This window comes from Bradyrhizobium sp. MI1.11, from assembly GCF_055811255.1.
Genome location: NZ_JBVVPM010000011.1, coordinates 72,632 through 90,886, shown reverse-complemented (window position 1 = coordinate 90,886; position 18,255 = coordinate 72,632). Strand labels below are relative to the sequence as shown.

Here is an 18,255-nt window from a genome sequence, read left to right as displayed (position 1 = left end):
TCGTCCTGGCGAAAGCCAGGACCCATTACCCCAGGGAGAAGTTGCGGCGCCGAGGAGCCAACCACCAGTCTTCGCAAAACCACGGCCGGTGGCAATGGGTCCTGGCTTTCGCCAGGACGACGACTACGTCGAGATCGCGCTCGCCGCGATGTTGACCGTCAGCGCCAGCAAGGCCGTATTGTAGATGAATGAGACGATGCCGTGCGCGGTCGCGGTGCGGCGGATGGTCTTGTCGGAGATGCCGACGTCGGAGACCTGCGCGGTCATGCCGATCACGAACGAGAAATAGACGAAGTCCCAATAATCCGCGTGGTCTTCCTTGTCGCCGCTGGGAAACTGAAGGCCGCCCGGCGTGGCGTGCCGGTAATAATCATGCGCGTAATGCAGGGCGAAGATCGTGTGCACGGCGGCCCACGACAACACGATGGTGGTGATTGCGATGCTCAGCTCCAGGACGCCGCGATGCGGCGTTCCAAGCTCGGAGACGATCGCGGCGATGCTGGCGAAGGCGCCGATCGCCGTCACCAGCAGGATCACGAAGCGGCCATCGTCCTGCATCGCTGCGGCGCGGCGGATGTGCTGGTGGTCGTTGCATAGCATCATCGCGTAGACCAGCACCAGATAAACGGCGATCAACGCATCCCAGCCGAACAGAAGCCGCGTGACCAGCCGGTGCGAACCCGGGATGAGCAGGCAGACGAGAATACCAACGGCAAGCGACATGAACGTCCGCGGACGCGCATAAATCAGCCGCATCGGCCGCGACATCTTGCGAAAGCGGGCGAGGGCGGGGTCTTCCTTGCTGCCGCCCGCCATCGCGCTATCAGCTCTTCCGTTCGGCCACGAACCGCGCAGCCGCTTGCAGCACGGCGGCCCGTTCGCCGAAGATCGACACGGCGCTGTCGGCGCGCGCGAGCAGGTCGCGCACGCGCTGCTTGGCGCCTTCGATGCCGAGCTGGGTGACGAAGGTGGTCTTGCCGAGCGCTGCATCGGCGCCGGCAGGCTTGCCGAGCGCGGCGGCATCGCCTTCGACGTCGAGCAGGTCGTCGGCGATCTGGAAGGCTTCGCCGAGCGCGCGGCCGTAATCGTCGAGCGCCTGATATTCCTTTTGTGAGGCCTGGCCGAGGATCGCGCCGGCGATGCAGCCGTAGCGCAGCAGCGCGCCGGTCTTCATCTGCTGAATGCGGGCGACGTCGATCGGCTCGTTGCCGCCAAAGCGGCCTTCGCCGGCGAGGTCGAGAATCTGGCCGCCGACCATGCCGCCGATGCCGGCGCAGCGCGCCAGTGCGCGCGTCAGCAGGAGCCGCACATTGGCGTCGCGATGGATCTCGTCGCGGGTGATGATGTCGAAGGCGAGCGTCAACAGGCCGTCGCCCGCGAGGATCGCGGTCGCGTCGTCGGTCTTCTTGTGCAGGGTCGGGCGGCCGCGGCGCAGGTCCGAATTGTCCATCGCCGGCAGATCGTCGTGGATCAGCGAATAGCAGTGGATGCATTCGAGCGCCGCACCGGCGAGCAGTGCGGCTTCGCGCGACACGCCGAACACGGCCGCGCTTTCGACCACCAGGAACGGCCGCAAGCGCTTGCCGCCATTGAGGCTCGAATAGCGCATTGCGTCCATCAGTCGCTTGGGACGGGCGATCTCATCGTGCAGGATGTCGTCCGACAGCAGGCGCCCGAGCAGGGCCTCGGTGTCATCAGCGGTCTTGTCCAGACGTTTGGCGAAATCGGACGGGGACGTGCCGGTCATCAAGAAGGGCTCCAGAACTAAAATTCGGCGGGACAATCCTTTATGCGCCCGCCTCAGTCAATCGTTTGGAAGGCCTAAAAAGTGCTGGAAAAGGCCCGAATTATCACAGACTTAATGCCGGGCCCGTGGCCGCGTTTCGTTCTGCGCCGGAAAGGTTGATTTGCGCGTCGTCAAAACCCTTCTCCTGGTGCTCGCGGTCGCGGCTCTCGCGCCCTATGTCATCGCGCCGTTCTACCGTGCCGGCCATCCCGTTTCGGCGCTGATGGTCTGGCGCTCGCTTCGGGGTGCGCCGATGCAGCGGGAATGGATCGATCTGGCGGCGATGTCGCCCTCGCTGCCACGCTCGGTGGTGGCAGCCGAAGACGCCCATTTCTGCAAGCATCACGGCATCGACTGGGGTGCGCTGCGTGAGGCGATCGACGATGCGAAGGAGGACGGCACCCCGTTCCGGGGCGCTTCCACCATCACCCAGCAGGTGGCGAAAAACTTGTTCCTCTGGCAGGGGCGGGACTTCGTCCGCAAGGCGCTGGAATTCCCGTTGGCGCTGTGGATCGATCTCGTCCTGCCGAAGGCACGTATCCTGGAGATTTACCTCAACATCGCCGAACTGGGACCACAGGGCCAGTTTGGGGCCGAGGCGGCCAGCGCCTATGCTTTCGGCAAGTCGGCGGCGAACCTCTCCCCCCGGGATGCGGCGCTTCTGGCCTCGATCCTGCCGAATCCGGTCAAACGCAGCGCCAGGACGCCGGGACCGGGTGTCCGGCGGCTGGCCGGGACCTATGTGGCGAGGGCGCAGGCCAGCTCGCTTTCGACCTGCTGGCGGGAGAATCGCTGATTTCGGGTCCTTTTCGGGCGCATTTTCCGGCCCCAGAGCCCTAGATTTAAGGCAGGCCTTCCTCTATAAGCCCGGCCTTGACCGGCATTCAGCTCGCCTCGGTTTGCGGGTGCTGAGCCGTCCCTCCGCGGACGATGCCCTGATGACACCAATCCCTAGAGGATACTGAAATGGCCGTTCCGAGAAGAAAAACCTCGCCGTCGCGCCGTGGCATGCGCCGCTCGGCTGACGCCATCAAGAAGCCGACCTATGTGGAAGACAAGGATTCCGGCGAGCTCCGTCGTCCGCACCATCTCGACCTCAAGACCGGCATGTACAAGGGCCGTCAGGTCCTGAAGAAGAAAGAGTCCTGAGTTCGGGACCTTTCTTTGGGCAGGACGATCGGGCCTGCCTGATTTCGGCCAACCCATGAGATATGACAGTGACGGCGGCGGAGCTAATGCTTCGCCGCCGCATTGTCCTGTCTGGATATCTTGATCGAGAAGGCATTTCGCCGATGGTCGGTTTCCCGCTGCTCCTGATCCCGCTCGCGGTCTACAACATCATCGCTTTCCTGATGCCGAGCGTGTCCTTTACGGACGTGCTGTTCAAGGTGCCGATGATCACGGGCGAGGCCTGGCCGGTCACGCTCGCCGACGTGATGCTCGCGCTAGGTGTCGTGCTGCTGCTGCTCGAAGTGGTCAAGGGCGCGCGGCCCGGTTCGAAATTCCTGATGGATCATTTGCTGTCACTGATCGTGTTCGGCGCGGCTGCGGCCGAATTCGTGATGTGGCCGAAATTCGGCAACTCCACCTATTTCCTTCTGGTGCTGCTCGCGATGGCCGATTTCCTCGGCGGCATCGCCCAGCGTACCCGCCGCCGCGTGGCTTATGTCGCCGAGACCGCACCAGCGCCGCGCAAGGCCAGGCGCCAGGCCGAGACGCCGGCAGATGAAGGGACGTTCGAGCCCAAGTTCGAGCCAGTGCCCGCTCCGCAACCAGCTCCGGCGGAGCCGCCCGCGCCTACGGCACAATCGGTCGCCGAATCCGTGCTGATGGATCACCCGGCGCCGAAGCCTGTGAGTACGCCTTCGCCGGAAATTCCCTCGCCGCATTTGCAGCCGGGCAACGGCACCCAGCCGTCTCCCGACGCGCCGCGCTGATTCAAGCCACCTGCCGCGTGCGCGCGGTGACGCTCGGAAGCGGGCGCTTGCTGCCATAGGCGACCTGCGCATCCCCGGAAGACGCGCGGCGGAGCCGGGTCGCCTGGGGTAGGTGCTCGGCATTGGCGATGAGCTGGGTGACGAAGCTGGGATCGGGGCGCGGCAGCGGTGCCTTGTGGACCCACTGCAGAATCGGCATCAGCGGCACCAGAGCCGAGCCCGTGCTGTTGTCCGAGGCGTTCGATCGATCGGTACTCAACATCGCAATCACCGTTGACCCGGCGAAGATCGTCTCGTTTCGAGACGCTGGCGCCGGTGCGTGTCATGTACTCGCAAGGCCTATGCCGGGCGGGCCGGTTTGGTTCCTGCGCGTGAGGAAACGTGGTTTCCAAATTGTTTATCAACTTTGCCTAGGGTCAATGGCGAATCTGGCTTTATCCTGTGCCGACCTCAGGACTCCCCGCTGTCCCGAAACGAGGCGATTTTGACCCCCGCATTGCCGCAAGCCTCCGACATCCTGGCCGCCCTCGGCCAGGCCGTGTTCGCCTGGGACATCGCTAGCGATGCCATCGTTTGGGGTGAGCAGGTCGGCGCCATCTTTCCTGGCATTCCCCCTGAACGGCTGGCCACCGGCGCCGAATTCGCCAAGCTGATCGAGCCCGCGCAATCGCTGCGGACCGCCGCGCTGGCGCAGACCTCGGCCGTGCACGGCGCCGACGGCACCCCCTACCGGATCGAGTACGGCGTGCGCATGAGCGCCGCCGATCCCGTGGTCTGGATCGAGGAGACCGGCCGCTGGTTCGCCGGCCCCGACGGCCGCCCGGTGCGTGCGATCGGCTCCGTCCGCATCAACAATGAACGCCACGCCCGCGACGAGGAACTGACGAAGCTGGCCCGGCTCGATCCGCTGACCGGCGAGCTCAATCGCTCGCATCTGATCGCCGCGCTGGCCGAGGCCATCGAGGAGACGACCCGTTTCCGCTCGACCGCGGCCTTCATGCTGGTCGGCATCGATCATCTCGCGCGTGTCAACGAGGCCTTCGGCTTCGACGTTGCCGACGCCGTGATTCTCGACGTCGCCACGCGCATTCGCACGCGCTTGCGCGGCGGCGACGTGCTCGGCCGCTTCTCCGGCAACAAGTTCGGCCTGATCCTGAAGAATTGCACCGTCGACGACATGAACATCGCCGCCGAGCGCTTCCTCGCCGGCATCCGCGACGAGGTGGTGCCGACCAAATCGGGGCCGGTGTCGGTCACCGCCTCGATCGGTGCGGTCAGCGTGCCGCGCTATGCCCGCAACACCGATGAAGCCGTCAATCGCGCCCACGAGACCCTGGACACGGCGAAACAACGCCGCGTTGGCTCGTTCGCCGTCTGGCGCCCCGATGCCGCGCGCGACGCCCAGCGCCGCGTCAACATCCGCGTCACCGACGAGATTGTCACCGCACTGAATGAGCGCCGCATCAAGCTCGCTTATGAGCCGGTGGTCGCTGCCCTCTCGCGCGAGTGCGCCTTTCACGAATGCCTGGTGCGAATGGACCAGGGCGACGGCCAGGTGCTGCTTGCGCCCGACATCGTGCCGGTCGCGGAACGGCTCGGCCTGATCCGCTTGGTCGATCACCGCGTGCTCGAGCTGGTGGTCGCCGAGCTCGCCGCCGCGCCCGACATCTGCCTCAGCCTCAACATCTCCCCGGACACCACCATGGACCCGGATTGGTGGGCCGGAATCGAATCGCTCATGCGTGCCCATCCCGGCGTCGCCGAGCGGCTGATCGTCGAGATCACCGAAACCGTCGCGATCCAGGACATCGACGACGTGCGCGGCTTCGTCACCCGGCTGAAGAATTTCGGCAGTCGCATCGCCATCGATGATTTCGGCGCCGGCTACACCTCGTTCCGCAATCTGCGCAAGCTCGGCGTCGACATCGTGAAGATCGACGGCGCGTTCGTGCAGAACATCACTCGTTCGGCCGACGACCGCGCCTTCGTGCAGACCCTGATCGACCTCGCCCGCCGCCTCGACATCAAGACGGTGGCCGAATGGGTGCAGGACGAAGAAGCTGCGAACATGCTGCGCGACTGGGGCTGCGACTACATCCAGGGCCGCCTGATCGGGCTCGCCTCAGCCGACCGCCCCTGGGGCGCGCCGCCGGACAGCGTGCTGCCCGCGGCAGGATAGGAGTCTGAGCCGGATCCCTACGCCACGCGCCGAACGGTGTTCAGGCGCTCGATGACTCGCACGACCTCCGCGGCCGGTGAGGGCTTGCCGAAATAATATCCCTGAACGGCGGTGCAGCCGCATTCGCGGACGAAGTCGAGTTGCTCAATCGTCTCGACACCCTCCGCCGTGGTCTCGACGCCGAGCACCGAGCCGAGGCTGGCGATGGTGCGGACGATCGCCATACTCTCAGGGCTTTCACTGAGCGTGCCGACGAAGGAGCGGTCGATCTTGATGCGATCGAACGGAAACTTGCGCAAATAGCTCAGCGAAGAATAGCCGATGCCGAAATCGTCCAGGCTGACGCGCACGCCCAACGCGCGCAGCTGGTGCAGGATCTCGATCGTCGCCTCGCTGTCGTCGAGCAGCGCCGTCTCGGTGACCTCGAGCTCGAGCCGATGCGGCGGCAGGCCGGCCTCCGCAAGCGCGCTCGTGACCATTGCCACCAGCCCGCGCGAGCGGAACTGAACCGGCGACAAATTCACCGCGACGGTGAGATCGGGCCAGGTCGCTGCGGTCGCGCAGGCCGTGCGCAGCACCCATTCGCCGATCGGAACGATCAGCCCGTTCTCTTCCGCGATCGGAATGAATTCGGCCGGCGAGACGAGGCCGCGCGAGGGATGTTTCCAGCGCAGCAGCGCCTCGAAGCCGGTAAGTTCGGTGGTCTCGAGCCGCACCTGCGGCTGGAATGCGAGGTGGAATTCACGGGCCTCCAGCGCGCCGCGCAGATCGTGCTCGAGCGCGTGCCGGCTGCGAGCCTCTTTCTCCATTTCGGGCTCGAACAGCTGATAGGCGCCGCGCCCCTTGGCCTTGGCCTGGTACAGCGCGAGGTCGGCGCATTTCATCAGCTCGTCGGCGTCGAGCCCATGATCGGGCGCGATTGCGATGCCGACCGAGACGCCGACATGCATCGACTGGTGCTCCAGCGGCGGCGGGTGACCGATGATCTCCACCAGGCGGCGTGCGAGCCTTTCCGCTGATTGCGGCTGCGGTCCGCGCTGGAGAACCGCGAACTCGTCGCCACCGAGCCGCGCGACGGTGTCGTGCTCGCCGACATTCTCCTGCAGCTGCGCCGCGACCCACCGCAACAGCCGGTCGCCGGCCGCGTGGCCGAGGCGGTCGTTGACGGTCTTGAAATTGTCGAGGTCGAAGCACAGCACGGCCATCGCGCCGCCGGCGATCGCGACCTGGTTCAGCCCCTCGCCCATCTTCTCGCGGAACAGCGTGCGATTGGGCAGGTCGGTGAGCGAATCGTGCCGCGCCATGTGCGCCACGCGGGCCTGGGCCTTGTGGCGTTCGGTGACGTCCTCATAGGTGACGACCCAGCCGCCATGCTCCATTCGCTTGTGATTGAGCTTGATGATGCGGCCGTCGCCCAAATAGCGGTGCAGCGTGTGCTCGCCCTCGCGCAGCCTCTCGACATAGTCGGCATAGAGCCGCGCGGCGGTGGTCTTTGGATGGATGCCGAGCTCGCAGCTGTGCTCCATGATCTCGCGCATGGACACACCCGGCTTCACCAATTCGGGGGACAGTCCATACATCTCGATGTAGCGCCGGTTGCAGACGATGACGCGCAAGCTCGAATCGAGCATGCACAGGCCCTGGCTCATGTTGTTCAGGGCCGCGTCGAAGCGTCGATACTGTTCGCTCAACTCCTCGACTGCGTGCTCGCGCTCGGTGATGTCCTCGTAGGTGGCCACAAAACCACCCTCAGCCAGGGCGCAATAGCGCACCGAGATCGTGGTGTCGTTCGACATCCGCCGGCGTATCGGCGAGGAGTTGCGGTCGGCGATCCTTGCGCTGGCGGCTTCCAGGAGTTGTTGCGGACTATACTCGGACGAGAACGCGCCGTTTGCCATCGAGCGTTCGATCAGTTCGCCGAGATGCGTGCCTGGCTTGGCTTCCTCCGGCGACAGCCGATAGATCTTCCGGTAGGTGGTGTTGCAGATGCGCAGGCGCATGTCGCTGTCGTAGAAGGCGAGCCCGTGCGCCATGTTCTCCAGCGCCGCATCGAGCATGAAATTCTGCTGCCTCAGCATCTCCTCGTATTGCAGCCGCTCGGTGACGTCTTCGTGCACCGTCACCCAGCCGCCGTCGGGCAGAAAACGGGAAACCACCTGCACCATCCGTCCGTCATAGCGCATCACCAGCAGGGTTTTCGTCTTCCTGGTGCGCACGTCCTCCAGCCTGCTGTCCTGGAATTCATCGCCCGGCATGCCCGGCAGGTTGCCGCGCGACATCCAATGTTCGATGACCGTACAATGCGAGACGCCTGGCTTCACGATGTCCGGGTCGAGATTGTAGAGGTTCAGGAAGCGATCGTTGCGGACGACGACACGGCTGTCGGCGTCGTACATGATCAGCCCGTGCGACATGTTGGCGAGCGCGTGCTGGCTGCGCTCAGTCTGCACGCGCAGCTCCGCCTCGACCCGGGCGAGGCGGCTGACGTCGTCGCATATCGTCATCCAGCCGCCGCCGGGAAACGGCTTCAGCTCGAGCGCCATGACGAGGCCGCTTGCAAGCGTCTGTTCAGTCCGGAACGGCTGGCCGGTCGCGATCCGCGCCATGCGCGCGGCATAAAGTGTGTCGACTTCGTCTGCGGGGATATTGCCAAGGGCCACGCTGTGGGCGAGCACGTCGCGGTAGGTCGTGCCGACCCGCACGATGTCGGCCGACATGTTGAACAGCGCAAGGTAGCGCTGATTGACCAGCACGATCCGGTTGCCGGCATCGTAGACGCAGACGCCTTGCTCCATGTGGTCGAGCGCAAGCTGGCTCAGCCCGACCAGGGCCTTCGGGCCTTGCTCGCGGCGTGCATCAAGCTCGTTGTCGCGCATCGACGTCATGGGGCGGCGGGGTCTCGGCGGGCAATAGACCTAACGCAAGGTAATTCGGTCGCCGAGGCTAGCGAAGAGGCGGGAAAATTCCCTTAAGCGCCGTAGTTTACGGAGGGTGACCAGCATCGCAGTGATGCGTGCGAATGTGGAGGGGCGTGCAGGCACGCGTCGCGCCGGTCGACCTGCGCAATTGCGCGTTAGGCCCTAATGACATCGAATGTCTGGCCCAAACGGCGCCTACGGCCCGTACAGCACGAGTTCCGTATCCGTGAGGTCGGCGAGCTGCGGCCGGTGTGGGCCTTTGAAATATTTGCGGCCGCGACGCTCGGTATAGATGCCGACGAGGCCGGGAACCGGGCCGTTGGAATCGACGGCGACCGCGATCTTGCCGAGCCGCAGCAGCAGCCGGCCGATGCGGCCCGCGCATTCGGTGTATTCGGCCGCGTTGCGGCAGTAGATCAGCTTCATCGCGGGTGGCGCAATGATGCCACGGCGGATGCGCACCGGTTGCAGGATGAAGGGGAACGCTCCTTTCGGCGTGCGGCAGACGAGGCTGAGGCAATTGTAGCGCGCATGCCGCGTCAAGAGATCGGTCTCGGCATCGGAAAGCCCGTCGATCGTCTTGGCGTGCTGCGAGATGACCTCGATCTTGCTCCAGCGTGGGACGCGCGCCAGCGCAGGGACGGAAAAGAATATGCCGCGGCAATAGGCGCGAAAGCCCTGCGTCTCGATGATCGGCCAGGTCCAGGGCGCCGGGCTGATGTTGAGATAGGTGACGTCCTTGTGACGTTGCGCGATCTTGGTCAGGAGCGGGGCGTAATTGCGGTAGGCCGGGTCGACGTACCAGCTCGACAAATTGCACTGGATGGCGGTCTCGTCGCCGTCCCTTCGCGCCGTATAGATCAGCAACAGCACGCCGACCGGCGTACCATCATTGTCGAGCATGTAGCCGAAGCGCGGGTAGCCGTCCGGTACGGGTCGGAAGGCTTGCCGGCGCAGGCCCTGGATCCAGTAGCTGCGCGAGCGGCCGACGAAGCCGCGCGTCAGCAAGTCCGCGACCGCATCGACGTCGGCCTCGGTGATCTCGCGGCATCGGACCTTGGTATGGATCACGCTCGTCTTTCCCGTGGAAATGACCGGCCTCGTTCCGCTAGCGCCAGCCTTCGCCGTGGGCATCGGCCGCGATCTGCGGCTGCAGGCCCATGATCTCCCGCACCTTGGCGGGCCATGCGGAAGGGTCGGTGCCGTGGGTGTGGAACATGGCGACGGCCAGACGGTCCATGCCGAAGGCGACGCAGCCGGTGTGGGCCGGCTCGCCATGGGCGTCCTTGATGTCCCAGGTCGTGCCGAAATGCTCGCGGTGATAATTGAAGCTCATGCAGGCGGTCGGCTGCTCTTCCGAGCGCAGCGGGATCAGCAGTTCGAACTTGAGCTGCTGCTGCTTCTGGCTCACCGCCTTCATCTGACCGACGCGGCCGAAGAACGGATCGCTCGCATAATCGACGCGGAAGGTGAGACCGAGATCGGTCGCAATCGCCTGCGCCCGCACCATCCAGCGCTCGCGGAAATCGGCGACGTCATCGGGGCTGCCGATGCAGACATATTCCCGCATCCGGAACGATTGCAGCCGGTCGAGATGTTTTGACGGTTCACGGCGGAAGCAGTCGGCGGCGACGTCGAAGCGCAGCCCACCCTTCGGCAACTGGCCGCGGCTCGCCGCGATCGGATAGACGGGATAGCAGGCCGCCGGCGACAGCACGAGGTCTGCCGGCGAGAGCGAGCTGGTCCAGTCGCCGCCGGCATCGAAGCGGCTGACCGCGGCGTTGATCTCGCGCTCGGTGCCGTGCAGGCCGCAGACGCAACCGAGCAGGTTCGGAAAGCTCTTGAGGTAGCCGGATCTTTCCAGCTGAGACCGGCTCATCACCGGCGGGAAGCGCATCACCTCAGTGCCGGCCTCGCGATGGCTCGTGATCAGCGCGGCGAGCTTTTCGACGATGCCTTCATAAAGCGCGGTCCGGGCATAGACGCCGTCAGAGCCCATGGGGTGGAACAGCTTCTCGGCGAGATGGTCCAGCGGATCCGCGATCTGCGGCGCGGTCTCAGGCGAGTTGGGGAGAACAGCAATGTTCATGTTCGGCTTTCTGCTATCTGAAATTATTCTTATTGAACGAAGGCACGTCGGTCTCGAAAGCTCGTCAGTCCCGAAGGCTTGTCGGCACGTCGCTCATCAGGGTCGACGTCGCGGCATTGGCCAGAATGCGGTCGTTGTTGATCATGATCGGCGACGACAGCACGTCGCGCAGGTGGCGGCCCATGGTGAACTCACCGTCGTTGCGGTAGCCGGAAAGGCCTGCGGTGCGCATCGCATGCATCACGGTCTCGACCGCGAGCTCCGAGGCCTGCACCTTCAGAAGCGTAATCGAAGACTGGAAGTCGAGCGAGCCGAGCGCGCGTTCGTCGTGCTCGGCGCGAGCAAAGGCGTCGATATTGGCTGATATCAGCGCCCGCAGCTTGGCCAGCGACATCTTGGCGGCGGTGAAATGCGCGGCTGCCGGAGGCATCTGTCCGCCTGAGCTGCGGGCGGCCTTGCGAACGAAGGTCTGCGCACGGGTGACGGCGGCTGCACCGATACCAGCCCAGGCCGAGGACCAGCACAGATGTGCGAACGGCGTCATGGTCTGGGCGTGGATCTTGTCGTAGGATTCCGGGAAGACGCGGTCGGTCGGGCAGTCGACCTTCAGCTCGAAGCCGGTCGAGCAGGTGCCGCGCATGCCGAGCGTTTCCCAGCCCAGCGTCCGCTTCAGCGAATAATCGTCCCTGGCGAGCGCCAGCAGTACCTGGTCAGACGCAGAAGCGTCTGTGGCGCGGCGGGCGATGGTCACGAGGCCGTCGGCCTCGGCGCCGTAGGAGATCACGGTGGCGTCGCGCAGCAGCGAGACAGTGTCGCCGGCGACGTCGACGGCGGCGGCGCTAGCGCGGATGTTGCCGCCGTTCTGGCCTTCGGTGGTGGAGGAGGCGAGCAGCCACTGGTCGCGCGCGACCCGGCGCATCATGGTTTCCATCCAGGGAATGCCGTGACCGTGCCTGACGACGCAGGCGACCTTTGTCGTGTGCATCGCGTAGATCATCGCCGTGGAGGCGCAGGCGCGTCCGAGCGTGTAGCAGACGTCGGTGAGGTCGTGGATCGAGGCACCGAAGCCGCCGAACTCGACCGGGATCATGACGCCGAGCAGCTTCTGCTCACGCGCAACCTCGAAAGCCTTGTGGGGGAAGCGGGCATCGCGATCGACCCCGTCTGCGTCGGCAGCCGCCACGGTGGCGGTCCGGGCGGCGCGCTCAATGAGGGAGGGACCCTGCTCGAGAAAGCTCGTCTGCGTCTCGTCGACAGTGAGGACTGCTTCACGCACGTTCATACTCGTCCGCCTCCGGTTTGCCGTTCAGGATCGCCGGCATCATTCGCGATGCCGCAAGCGATCCTCCGACCATCTTTGCTTATGAGATGAGGCTACGGATTTAATTCAAATTCGTCGATGAAATAGAGGGTAAACAAAGGCCAATTCCGAACGAACAGTTAAGTTCGGGTTGTTTGCATCGCCCGGATTTCCGCGGTCGCGTTAGGGATCTGTAAGAAGCCGGAATTCCAGACAATCTGAGTCATCGTTTACTAAGAAACGCGAAGTAATGGTGGCGTCCATTGCGGGATCGGCCCGCCGTGCCCATCGTAGCCGGCAACCGGTCCGACCTTTGTCGACAGATGGGAATTTACCGATGCAGGCTTTCGATACCGAGTTGCGCAATCGCATCATCAAGCTGGTGAAGGGCATCCTCGCCCAGAACTCGCTCTCCGCTGAGGTCGCGCCGCAGGCCAAGCTCGTCGACGTCGGCCTGACCTCGATGGACATGGTCAATCTGATGCTCGGCGTCGAAGCCGAGTTCGACTTCACGATTCCGCAGTCCGAGATCACACCGGAGAACTTCCAGTCCGTCGAGACGCTGGAGCGCATGGTCGCGACCCAGCTGCAGTCGGCGGCCGCGGCATAATCAGGAGTGCTGGCGCGCATCCTCCTGACGGCACTTCCTGATCCCATCCCCCGTTCCAAAACCGATGTAAAACTGGCATAGCTTCCTCTCGGGATTGCGATGGCGCAAACGGGGTGGAGCAGGCATGGCGCAGGCGGTATTGGGCATCATCGGCGGCTCCGGCATCTACGATCTGCCGGGACTGGAGGACGCTCGCGAAGAGGTGATCAGGAGCCCCTGGGGCGAGCCGTCGGCGCCCCTGCGGCGCGGCTCCATTGCCGGCCTGCCGATCGTGTTCCTGCCGCGCCACGACAAGGGCCACCGGCTGTCGCCCTCCGATATCAATTATCGCGCCAATATCGACATCCTCAAGCGCGCCGGCGTCACCGACCTGATCTCGCTGTCGGCCTGCGGCTCGTTCAGGGAGGAGCTGCCGCCGGGAACCTTCGTTCTCGTCGACCAGTTCGTCGATCGTACCCACAAGCGCGAGAGCTCGTTCTTCGGGAGGGGATGCGTCGCGCATGTGTCGATGGCGCACCCGGTCTCGCCGCGGCTGCGCATCCATCTTGCCACGGCGGCCGAAGCCGAGGGCATCGCGTTTGCGCGAGGCGGCACCTATGTCTGCATGGAGGGGCCGCAATTCTCGACCTATGCGGAAAGCATGACCTACAAGACGCTGGGCTATTCCGTGATCGGCATGACCAACATGCCCGAGGCGAAACTCGCGCGTGAGGCCGAGCTTTGCTACGCCACCGTTGCGATGGTGACGGATTTCGATTGCTGGCATCCCGATCACGACGCCGTCACCGTGCAGGACATCATCCGCGTTCTGAGCTCGAACGCCGACAAGGCAAAAGCGCTGGTGGCGCGGCTGGCGAAAGACTTCCCGCGCGAGCATGAGCCGTGCCCGATCGGCTCGGACCGCGCGCTCGATACCGCGCTGATCACCGCGCCCGAGGCGCGCGATCCCGAGCTCCTGAAGAAGCTCGATGCGGTGGCCGGGCGCATCCTGCGAACGTGATACGAAAGGCAGAATGCCATGAAGGTCGACGGCAAGCATTTCCGCAGCATCTGGCGTGAGCGCGACGGCTGGTCGGTCGGCGCGATCGACCAGCGCCGGCTGCCGCATGAGTTCATCGTTGCGAAGCTGACCTCATGCGAGGACGCGGCCGTCGCCATCCGCGACATGCTGGTGCGCGGTGCGCCACTGATCGGCGCGACCGCAGCTTACGGCATGGCGCTGGCGATGCGCGAGGATGCTTCCGACGCCGGGCTGAAGCGCGCCTACGACACGCTCGTGGTGGCGCGGCCGACGGCGATCAATCTTAAATGGGCCCTGGACGAGATGCGCGCGAGCCTCGCGCCGATCGATCCGCTGGAGCGCGCCGAAGCTGCCTATGCGCGCGCCGACGAGATCGCCGAGCAGGACGTCGAGATCAACCGCGGCATCGCCGGCAATGGCCTGAAACTCATCGAGGCGATCGTCGCAAAAAAGAAGTCGGGCGAGACCGTCAATGTGCTGACCCATTGCAACGCCGGCTGGCTTGCGACCGTCGACTGGGGCACGGCGACAGCGCCGATCTATCTGGCGCATGAGCGCGGCATCAAGGTCCATGTCTGGGTCGACGAGACGCGTCCGCGCAACCAGGGCGCCTCGCTCACGGCCTGGGAGCTCGGCCATCACGGCGTGGCGCATACGGTGATTCCGGACAACACCGGCGGGCATCTGATGCAGCACGGCATGGTCGATCTCGCCATCGTCGGCACCGATCGCGTTGCTGCCAATGGCGACGTCTGCAACAAGATCGGCACATATTTGAAGGCGCTCGCCGCGCACGACAATAACGTGCCGTTCTATGTCGCGCTGCCGTCGCCGACGATCGACTTCGCCGTCGATGACGGCATCCGCGACATCCCGATCGAGCAGCGCAGCGGCACGGAAGTCACCGACATGACCGGCCGCACTGCAGACGGAAGACTTGAGACGGTGCGCATCGTGCCGGAGGGCTCGCCGGTCGCGAATTATGCCTTCGACGTCACCCCGGCGAGGCTCGTCACCGGCCTCATCACCGAGCGAGGCGTGTTGAAAGCCGATCGTGCGTCACTTGCCGCGGCGTTTCCGGAGCGGATCGCAGCCACGGCGGAGTAGCTTTCGTAGGGTGGGCAAAGGCGCATCGCGCCGTGCCCACCATATTCATTCCGGGCCACGCGAGCTTTGGTGGGCACGCTTCGCTTTGCCCACCCTACGGTTCACCGCCTAGCTCAGCTTCAATCCCGTCGCGGCCTCGAGCTCGGCGATCGCCTGGGCGCCGCTGGTCACCTTGATCGTCGTCATGCCCATCTCGCGTGCCGGCTTCAGATTGACGCCGAGATCGTCGAGATAGACGCAATTCTTCGGATCGACCTTCAGCATTTCGACCATCAGCTGATAGATGCGCGGGTCAGGCTTGCGCAGGCCGATCTTGGCGGACTCGATCACATGATCAAACAGCACCATCACCTCGGCGACATAGAGTGAGCGCCCGGTCATGCTGCCGATCGCATTGGCCGGCAGATTGTTGGTAATGCAGCCGGTCTTGAATTGCGCCTTGATGCGCTTCAGCGCTTCGACCATCTCGGGGCGCAGATCCCCCTGAAGCAGCGGGAGCACATCGCGGCCGCGCACCTCTGCGCCGAGCGCCAGTGATTCCGTCGCGAACAAATGATCGAACGTGTCGATGTCGACCTCGGCGCGCTCGAACTTGGCCCATGCGTTTTCCAGATGATTGGCGGCGTTGGTGCGCCGGATGATGTCGATGGGCAGGCCACGCTCTGTCTCGAACCGCGTGAACGCCTCAAACGGCGAACTCGTCAGCACGCCGCCAAAATCAAAGATCACAGCCTCGATCGTCAAGATCCCGCCCTCGTCAATTCCTTTCCAAGAGCGCTAGCATGCGCTATCGGCAAGGGCCAGTCCGAAGCCATCCCACCGCCGTCAGCGATGCCGATACCAAAGCGTGTTCCCATGAAAAAGCTTGTAACCATCATCGCAACCGCGCTGCTGCTCGCCACGCCCGCTTATGCCATCGTTGGCGGCGGCACGCCGCAGGCCGATGGCGTCGCGCGCGCCGTCGTCACGATCGTCGGCTCGCGCGGTAATTTCTGTACCGGCACCCTGGTTGCGCCAAAGCTGGTGCTCACCGTTGCCCACTGCGTGCAGCCCGGCGCGGACTACAAGATCGTCGATCGCGGCACCGACGGGCAGCCGCAGCTGCTGAATGTCCGCACCGTCGCGATCCATCCGAATTTCAACATGCAGGCGATGCAAGCGCATCGCGCTACCGCCGACCTGGCGCTTCTGCAATTGGAAATTCCACTCAAGGGAAAATCGACGGTGCCGGTCGGTGCGCCGAATATTCCGATCCAGGTCGGCAGCCGCTTCGTCATCGCCGGTATTGGCGTCACCGTGCGTGGCGACGGCAAGAGTGGCGGCGCGACGCGTGTTGCCGGCCTCGTCGCGACGGGGCAGCCCGGCACGCTCCAGATCAGGCTGGTCGACCCCGTAACCAACGGTGTTCGCGACGGAATTGGCGCTTGCACCGGTGATTCCGGCGGTCCCGTGTTCGAGGACAGGCCGACCGGAGCCGTGCTCGTCGGCGTCATCAGTTGGTCCACGGGGCCGAACGGAGCCGCCGGCTGCGGCGGGCTGACCGGCGTCACGCCGCTCACGCTCTATCGCGACTGGATCTTGCAGACCGCGCGGATCTGGGGTGCGGCGCTGTGATTTGACCGCGCCCTGATCTATGTCATCTTGAAGCGGAAGCGCGATGGGCAACCACGTCCGTCGCGGAGGAAACGCGCCGCCCAATCAAGGGCGGGCACAAAAACAAGCAAGGCATAGAAGCAACAATGAATGTCGCTGTTCGCAGTCACGCCACGGCCAAACAAGCTTCTGAACATTTCGACGTGCTGATCGTCGGTGCCGGTATCTCGGGTATCGGTAGCGCCTATCACATGACCAAGCAGCTTCCGGGTGCGAGCTTCGTCATCCTGGAAACGCAGGCGACGTTCGGCGGCACATGGACCACGCACCGCTATCCCGGAATTCGTTCGGACAGCGACCTCCACACCTTCGGTTATAGCTTCAAGCCCTGGGTCGGGCCGCCGATCGCGACCGCCGACGAAATCCTCGCCTACATGAACGAGGTGATCGACGAAAACGATATCGCGCGGCATATCCGCTACAAGCACAAGATCAATTCGGCGAGCTGGTCGAGCGAACAGAACCTCTGGACCATCGAGGCGGTGACGACCGACACCGGCGAGCCAAAAACTTTCACGGCAAACTTCCTCTGGATGTGCCAAGGCTATTACCGCCATTCGGAAGGCTATACGCCGGAATGGAAGGGCACGGATCGCTTCAAGGGCCGCATCGTTCATCCGCAGACCTGGCCCGATGATATCGACCTCGCGAACAAGAAGGTCGTCGTGATCGGCTCCGGCGCGACGGCGGCGACGCTGGTGCCGAACATTGCCGACAAATGCGCGCATGTCACGATGCTGCAGCGGTCGCCGACCTATTTCCGTTTGGGGCGCAACGCCATCGAGATCGCAGAGGAGCTGCGCAGGCTTCAGGTCGACGAGGCCTGGATCCACGAGATCGTCCGCCGCAAGATCCTGTTCGAGCAGGACGCGTTCACCAAGCTTTGCTTGTCAAAGCCCGAGCAGGTGAAGCAAGAGCTGATCGGCCAGATCAGCGCGGTGCTCGGTCCGGAGTACGATGTCGACACACATTTCACGCCGAGCTACCGGCCCTGGCGGCAGCGCATCGCCTTCGTGCCCGATGCCGATCTGTTCAAGGGCATCGCCAGTGGCAAGGCGTCCGTCGTCACCGACGAGATCGAATGTTTCGTCGAGAACGGCATCCAGCTCAAATCCGGCAAGCTGCTGGAAGCTGACATCATCGTCACTGCAACCGGCTTCAATCTCGCGGCGCTCGGCGACATCGCCTTCGAGGTCGACGGCAAGCCGCTCGCCTTCGGCGACACCGTCACCTATCGCGGCATGATGTTCACGGGCGTGCCGAACATGGTCTGGGTGTTCGGCTATTTCCGCGCCAGCTGGACGCTGCGCGTCGACCTCGTCGCCGACTTCGTCTGCCGCCTGCTCGGTCACATGAAGGCCAAAGGCAAGAAGAAGGTCGAGGTCAAGTTGCGCGCCGAAGACCACAACATGCCGATCCTGCCCTGGATCGATCCGGAAAACTTCAACCCCGGCTACATGATGCGCAACATGGACCTGCTGCCCAAGCGCGGCGACAAACCGGAATGGCAGCACAGCCAGGATTACTGGACCGAAAAGGACGAGATCCCGAAGACGGATCTGGATGGCGGGGAGTTCGTGTATCGGTGAGCGCGGCAGGCGGCGCTACAAACCTCTCCGTCGTCCTGGCGAAAGCCAGGACCCATTACCCCAGGG

Annotated in this window: 17 protein-coding genes; 9 read left to right on the top strand and 8 right to left on the bottom strand. The window is 64.4% G+C overall.

Going from position 1 to position 18,255, the window contains the following annotated elements:
* Window positions 1-123 precede the first annotated feature (123 nt).
* Both AC0L30_RS13965 and AC0L30_RS13960 read right to left on the bottom strand, forming a co-directional pair.
* Window positions 124-816, bottom strand: coding sequence for a DUF1345 domain-containing protein (locus AC0L30_RS13965; RefSeq protein ID WP_007598111.1), 693 nt, complete (start codon window positions 814-816; stop codon window positions 124-126).
* 7 nt (window positions 817-823) lie between these two features.
* Complete coding sequence (locus AC0L30_RS13960; protein WP_219679747.1) at window positions 824-1,747, bottom strand: polyprenyl synthetase family protein; 924 nt, start codon at window positions 1,745-1,747, stop codon at window positions 824-826.
* Between the two features lie 160 nt (window positions 1,748-1,907).
* On the opposite strand from AC0L30_RS13960, the gene mtgA reads away from it, so the two are divergent.
* The 3 genes from mtgA to AC0L30_RS13945 all read left to right on the top strand — a co-directional run bounded on the left by mtgA (window position 1,908) and on the right by AC0L30_RS13945 (window position 3,723).
* Complete coding sequence (mtgA, locus tag AC0L30_RS13955) at window positions 1,908-2,582, top strand: monofunctional biosynthetic peptidoglycan transglycosylase (RefSeq protein ID WP_219679745.1); 675 nt, start codon at window positions 1,908-1,910, stop codon at window positions 2,580-2,582.
* A 170-nt stretch (window positions 2,583-2,752) separates the two neighbouring features.
* Entirely contained in the window at window positions 2,753-2,935 is a 183-nt protein-coding gene (gene rpmF / locus AC0L30_RS13950; RefSeq protein ID WP_007598106.1) for a 50S ribosomal protein L32, read from the top strand.
* Between the two features lie 143 nt (window positions 2,936-3,078).
* Window positions 3,079-3,723: a hypothetical protein gene (locus tag AC0L30_RS13945; RefSeq protein WP_007598105.1), complete on the top strand. Its 645-nt coding sequence runs from the start codon at window positions 3,079-3,081 to the stop codon at window positions 3,721-3,723.
* 1 nt (window position 3,724) lies between these two features.
* Here the strand turns inward: AC0L30_RS13945 and AC0L30_RS13940 are convergent, their stop codons facing one another.
* Window positions 3,725-3,985 (bottom strand): hypothetical protein, encoded by a 261-nt coding sequence (locus AC0L30_RS13940; protein ID WP_007598104.1) that lies wholly within the window; start codon window positions 3,983-3,985, stop codon window positions 3,725-3,727.
* A gap of 222 nt (window positions 3,986-4,207) precedes the next feature.
* Here AC0L30_RS13940 and AC0L30_RS13935 point away from each other — a divergent pair, with 222 nt between their 5' ends.
* A complete protein-coding gene (locus AC0L30_RS13935; protein WP_473404487.1) occupies window positions 4,208-5,902 on the top strand; it encodes an EAL domain-containing protein in 1,695 nt (564 codons plus the stop codon).
* A gap of 17 nt (window positions 5,903-5,919) precedes the next feature.
* On the opposite strand, the gene AC0L30_RS13930 is transcribed toward AC0L30_RS13935, so the two are convergent.
* The 4 genes from AC0L30_RS13930 to AC0L30_RS13915 form a co-directional block, all read right to left on the bottom strand.
* Window positions 5,920-8,787 carry a PAS-domain containing protein gene (locus AC0L30_RS13930; protein WP_473404486.1) on the bottom strand — a complete coding sequence of 956 codons (2,868 nt, stop codon included), beginning with the start codon at window positions 8,785-8,787 and terminating at the stop codon, window positions 5,920-5,922.
* 228 nt (window positions 8,788-9,015) lie between these two features.
* Window positions 9,016-9,891: an acyl-CoA acyltransferase gene (locus tag AC0L30_RS13925; RefSeq protein WP_088941075.1), complete on the bottom strand. Its 876-nt coding sequence runs from the start codon at window positions 9,889-9,891 to the stop codon at window positions 9,016-9,018.
* A gap of 37 nt (window positions 9,892-9,928) precedes the next feature.
* Entirely contained in the window at window positions 9,929-10,909 is a 981-nt protein-coding gene (locus AC0L30_RS13920) for an amino acid--[acyl-carrier-protein] ligase (RefSeq protein WP_473404485.1), read from the bottom strand.
* A 64-nt stretch (window positions 10,910-10,973) separates the two neighbouring features.
* A complete protein-coding gene (locus AC0L30_RS13915; RefSeq protein WP_219679728.1) occupies window positions 10,974-12,191 on the bottom strand; it encodes an acyl-CoA dehydrogenase family protein in 1,218 nt (405 codons plus the stop codon).
* 355 nt (window positions 12,192-12,546) lie between these two features.
* Here AC0L30_RS13915 and AC0L30_RS13910 point away from each other — a divergent pair, with 355 nt between their 5' ends.
* The 3 genes from AC0L30_RS13910 to mtnA all read left to right on the top strand — a co-directional run bounded on the left by AC0L30_RS13910 (window position 12,547) and on the right by mtnA (window position 14,947).
* Entirely contained in the window at window positions 12,547-12,819 is a 273-nt protein-coding gene (locus AC0L30_RS13910) for a phosphopantetheine-binding protein (RefSeq protein ID WP_007598087.1), read from the top strand.
* A gap of 124 nt (window positions 12,820-12,943) precedes the next feature.
* Window positions 12,944-13,819, top strand: coding sequence for an S-methyl-5'-thioadenosine phosphorylase (locus AC0L30_RS13905; RefSeq protein ID WP_007598086.1), 876 nt, complete (start codon window positions 12,944-12,946; stop codon window positions 13,817-13,819).
* A gap of 18 nt (window positions 13,820-13,837) precedes the next feature.
* On the top strand, window positions 13,838-14,947 hold the full coding sequence (mtnA, locus tag AC0L30_RS13900) for an S-methyl-5-thioribose-1-phosphate isomerase (protein WP_354200203.1): 1,110 nt from the start codon (window positions 13,838-13,840) through the stop codon (window positions 14,945-14,947).
* A 108-nt stretch (window positions 14,948-15,055) separates the two neighbouring features.
* On the opposite strand, the gene AC0L30_RS13895 is transcribed toward mtnA, so the two are convergent.
* Complete coding sequence (locus AC0L30_RS13895) at window positions 15,056-15,691, bottom strand: HAD-IA family hydrolase (RefSeq protein WP_354200202.1); 636 nt, start codon at window positions 15,689-15,691, stop codon at window positions 15,056-15,058.
* 111 nt (window positions 15,692-15,802) lie between these two features.
* Between AC0L30_RS13895 and AC0L30_RS13890 the strand changes: the two genes are divergently transcribed.
* Window positions 15,803-16,561 carry a S1 family peptidase gene (locus AC0L30_RS13890; protein WP_473404484.1) on the top strand — a complete coding sequence of 253 codons (759 nt, stop codon included), beginning with the start codon at window positions 15,803-15,805 and terminating at the stop codon, window positions 16,559-16,561.
* 125 nt (window positions 16,562-16,686) lie between these two features.
* Complete coding sequence (locus tag AC0L30_RS13885; protein ID WP_473404483.1) at window positions 16,687-18,189, top strand: flavin-containing monooxygenase; 1,503 nt, start codon at window positions 16,687-16,689, stop codon at window positions 18,187-18,189.
* Window positions 18,190-18,255: the final 66 nt, after the last annotated feature.

What these genes read in the sequence shown, in the direction of transcription:
- AC0L30_RS13965 (WP_007598111.1), bottom strand. Translation starts at nt 816, where the DNA reads ATGGCGGGCGGCAGCAAGGAAGACCCCGCCCTCGCCCGCTTTCGCAAG.
- AC0L30_RS13960 (WP_219679747.1), bottom strand. Translation starts at nt 1,747, where the DNA reads ATGACCGGCACGTCCCCGTCCGATTTCGCCAAACGTCTGGACAAGACC.
- rpmF (WP_007598106.1), top strand. Translation starts at nt 2,753, where the DNA reads ATGGCCGTTCCGAGAAGAAAAACCTCGCCGTCGCGCCGTGGCATGCGC.
- AC0L30_RS13945 (WP_007598105.1), top strand. Translation starts at nt 3,079, where the DNA reads ATGGTCGGTTTCCCGCTGCTCCTGATCCCGCTCGCGGTCTACAACATC.
- AC0L30_RS13940 (WP_007598104.1), bottom strand. Translation starts at nt 3,985, where the DNA reads ATGTTGAGTACCGATCGATCGAACGCCTCGGACAACAGCACGGGCTCG.
- AC0L30_RS13930 (WP_473404486.1), bottom strand. Translation starts at nt 8,787, where the DNA reads ATGACGTCGATGCGCGACAACGAGCTTGATGCACGCCGCGAGCAAGGC.
- AC0L30_RS13920 (WP_473404485.1), bottom strand. Translation starts at nt 10,909, where the DNA reads ATGAACATTGCTGTTCTCCCCAACTCGCCTGAGACCGCGCCGCAGATC.
- AC0L30_RS13915 (WP_219679728.1), bottom strand. Translation starts at nt 12,191, where the DNA reads ATGAACGTGCGTGAAGCAGTCCTCACTGTCGACGAGACGCAGACGAGC.
- AC0L30_RS13910 (WP_007598087.1), top strand. Translation starts at nt 12,547, where the DNA reads ATGCAGGCTTTCGATACCGAGTTGCGCAATCGCATCATCAAGCTGGTG.
- AC0L30_RS13905 (WP_007598086.1), top strand. Translation starts at nt 12,944, where the DNA reads ATGGCGCAGGCGGTATTGGGCATCATCGGCGGCTCCGGCATCTACGAT.
- mtnA (WP_354200203.1), top strand. Translation starts at nt 13,838, where the DNA reads ATGAAGGTCGACGGCAAGCATTTCCGCAGCATCTGGCGTGAGCGCGAC.
- AC0L30_RS13890 (WP_473404484.1), top strand. Translation starts at nt 15,803, where the DNA reads ATGAAAAAGCTTGTAACCATCATCGCAACCGCGCTGCTGCTCGCCACG.
- AC0L30_RS13885 (WP_473404483.1), top strand. Translation starts at nt 16,687, where the DNA reads ATGAATGTCGCTGTTCGCAGTCACGCCACGGCCAAACAAGCTTCTGAA.